Source organism: Acidiphilium sp. 34-64-41, assembly GCF_002282635.1.
GTDB classification, from domain to species: Bacteria; Pseudomonadota; Alphaproteobacteria; order Acetobacterales; family Acetobacteraceae; genus Acidiphilium; species Acidiphilium rubrum.
This window is the reverse complement of the sequence record NZ_NCJX01000156.1, coordinates 1-3,198: the sequence shown is the minus strand read 5'-3', so window position 1 is coordinate 3,198 and position 3,198 is coordinate 1. Positions and strand designations below refer to the sequence as shown.

3 protein-coding genes are annotated in these 3,198 nt (G+C 62.8%); 2 read left to right on the top strand and 1 reads right to left on the bottom strand.

What is annotated here, in order from left to right; all coding sequences use genetic code 11:
* Positions 1 to 169: 169 nt before the first annotated feature.
* Positions 170 to 1,006 carry an enoyl-ACP reductase FabI gene (gene fabI / locus B7X49_RS18425; RefSeq protein ID WP_029314230.1) on the bottom strand — a complete coding sequence of 279 codons (837 nt, stop codon included), beginning with the start codon at positions 1,004 to 1,006 and terminating at the stop codon, positions 170 to 172.
* Between the two features lie 102 nt (positions 1,007 to 1,108).
* On the opposite strand from fabI, the gene pdxH reads away from it, so the two are divergent.
* Positions 1,109 to 1,696 (top strand): pyridoxamine 5'-phosphate oxidase, encoded by a 588-nt coding sequence (gene pdxH, locus B7X49_RS18420; protein WP_286705274.1) that lies wholly within the window; start codon positions 1,109 to 1,111, stop codon positions 1,694 to 1,696.
* Complete coding sequence (locus tag B7X49_RS18415; protein WP_286705275.1) at positions 1,693 to 2,973, top strand: amidohydrolase family protein; 1,281 nt, start codon at positions 1,693 to 1,695, stop codon at positions 2,971 to 2,973. The genes pdxH and B7X49_RS18415 overlap by 4 nt, the downstream gene beginning before the upstream one ends.
* Positions 2,974 to 3,198 lie beyond the last annotated feature (225 nt).

Below are 3,198 nucleotides of genomic sequence, written 5' to 3'. Positions count from 1 at the left end.
CGCTAGTTTTAGGGGTAGGGAGGGCGTCCAGACCATACCGTTTCAGAGCCCGGCAGCCGCCCTCCCTACCCCTAAAACTAATGGATTTTAAAGGCTCCGCCTTTAACGGGGTCCAGGGGCAGAGCCCCCGCCTTACTTACCCAACCCTCAGCCCCAAAGCCGACCGGCGTCATTCCACGGCGTTGATATCGGGCGCGCTGGGGTTTTTCATGCCCACGATGTGATAGCCGCAATCCACATGGTGAATTTCCCCCGTCACCCCGCGCGACAGGTCGGACAGCAGGTACAGCCCGGAAGCGCCGACTTCTTCGAGCCCGACGTTGCGCTCCAGCGGCGAGTTATATTGGTTCCATTTCAGAATATAGCTGAAATCCCCGATCCCGGAGGCTGCCAGCGTCTTGATCGGCCCGGCCGAAATCCCGTTCACCCTGATGCCGCTCGCCCCGAAATCCGCTGCCAGATACCGCACCGATGATTCCAGCGCCGCCTTGGCGACCCCCATCACGTTATAGTGAGGCGTCACCCGCTCGGCGCCGAGATAGGTCAGCGTCACCATCGATCCGCCATGCTTCATCAGCGCCCCGGCCCGCTGTGCTGCCGCGGTGAACGAGAAGCACGAAATATCCATCGCCTGCAGAAACGCCTGGCGCGGCGTATCGGCATACCGCCCGCGCAGATACTGCTTGTCGGCAAACCCGATCGCATGAACCAGAAAATCGATCTCGCCCCACCGCCCCGCAATCGCATCGAACGCGGCATCCAGCGCCGCGTCGTCGCTCACGTCGCACGGAATGATCATATCGGACTGAATACTCTCCGCCAGCGGCCGGATCCGCTTCTCCAGCGCCTCGCCCTGATACGTGAACGCCAGCTCACCCCCCTGCGCCGCAATCGCCTGCGCAATCGCCCAGGCGATCGAACGATTGTTCGCCACACCCATGATCACACCGCGCTTGCCCTGCATCAATGTGCCGGCAAGGGGAAGAGTTGCAACGGATTCCTGCATAAAATGGCTCCAATCAGATCACTGCGCGCGCAGTGACCCTGGGGTGGTGGCACAAGGCGGCATGACCTATCAAGTATGGCGACACATCAGCAAGGGCAACCAATGATCGATCTCACCACCGACCCCTATGATCTATTTGCCACATGGATGGCAAAAGCACAGGAGTCCGAACTGAACGACCCCAACGCCATGACCCTCGCGACCACCACGCCTCAGGGCCACCCTTCGGCCCGCATCGTGCTGCTCAAATCATGGGATCGCCAGGGTTTCGTCTTCTACACCAACCTCGAAAGCCGCAAATCCGGCGAAATCCGCGCCAACCCCCACGTCGCCCTGCTGTTTCACTGGAAAACCCGCAAACGCCAGATCCGCATCGAAGGCACCGCAACACTGGTCAGCGATGCCGAGGCCGATGCCTATTTCGAAACCCGCCCCCGCCTGTCGCGAATCGGCGCCTGGGCGTCCGACCAGTCCCGCCCGCTGCCCGAACGCAAACTGCTCGAACAACGCCTCGAATCCGCCGTCGTCCAATACGCCGATGCCCCGGTCCCCCGCCCGCCGCACTGGTCCGGGTGGCTGGTCACCCCCAGCGCCATCGAGTTCTGGGAAGACCGTGACTTCCGCCTCCACGACCGCGCCGTCTTCACCCGCGCGGGCGACGACTGGTCCGCAACCAGGCTCTACCCATGACCTGGTCGCTCCTCATCCGCCAGGCCACTTTGCCGGACGGCCGGAGCGGCCTCGACATCGGCATCCAAAACGGCGTCATCACCGCCATCGAACCCAACCTGCCCGGCGACGCCGGCCGGATCATCGATGCCACCGCCAACCTGGTCAGCCCCCCCTTCATCGATGCCCATCTCCACCTCGACTCCACCCTCTCGCTCGGCGAACCCCGCCTCAACCAATCCGGCACCCTGCTCGAAGGCATCGAACTGTGGGGCGAACTCAAACCCCGCCTCACCATCGATGCCATCTACCAGCGCGCGAAACGCCTCTGCCTCTGGTCGATCGCCCAGGGCATCGGCGCCATCCGCTCGCATATCGATATCTGCGACGACCGCCTCCTCGCCGTCGAAGCCCTCACCGCGCTGCGCACCGAACTCGCCCCCTACCTCACCATCCAACTCGTCGCCTTCCCGCAGGACGGGTTTCTCCGCTATCCGAAATCACCCGAAAACCTCCACCGCGCCCTCGCCATGGGCATCGACATCATCGGCGGCATCCCCCATTTCGAACGCACCATGGCCGATGGCGCCGAAAGCATCCGCCAACTCATGAAAATCGCGGCCGACCGCGGCCTCATGGTCGACATGCACTGCGATGAAAGCGACGATCCGCACTCCCGCCACATCGAAACCCTGGCGTCCGAGACCATCCGCCACGCCATGCACCACCGCGTCGCCGGCTCGCACCTCACCTCGATGCACTCGATGGACAATTACTACGCGAGCAAACTCATCCCCCTGATCGCCGAAGCCGGCATCAGCGCCATCGCCAACCCGCTGATCAACATCACCCTGCAAGGTCGGCACGACACCTACCCCAAACGCCGCGGCATGACCCGCGTGCCCGAACTCATGGCAGCCGGCGTCACCGTCGCCTTCGGCCACGATTGCGTCATGGACCCCTGGTACCCGCTCGGCAGCCACGACATGCTGGAAGTCGCCGGAATGGGCCTGCACGTCGCGCAAATGACCGGCGTCACCGGCATGCGCGCCTGCTACCAGGCCGTCACCACCAACGCCGCCACCGCCCTGAACCTCACCGACTACGGCATCGCCCCAGGCAAGCCCGCCAATCTGATCATCCTCGACGCCGCCGACCCGATCGAAGCCATCCGCACCCGCCCCGCCCGCCTCCACGTCATCCGCGCCGGCACAATCATCGCCCAAGCCCCCGCCCGCCGCAGCACCGTCACCCTCACCGATCAATCCACCATCATCGACTGGCGCCACCCGCATTGAATTTGAAAAGGGAAGGCTCGGATTTGTTTTTTGACAGAAGACCCGAAACTTTTGTTTGATTTCCATTCGTTCAATCAAAGCAACGGACGAACACGGGCTGTCCCTTGGATACGTCGTAACCGCAGCTCTTACTCAGCAGTCGGTAATATAGGCGACATTTGGTGCTTTGAAGAATGATTGCACGAGACGTGGTTTGCGCTTGATGGCGGCGAGTTGGGCTTCGAT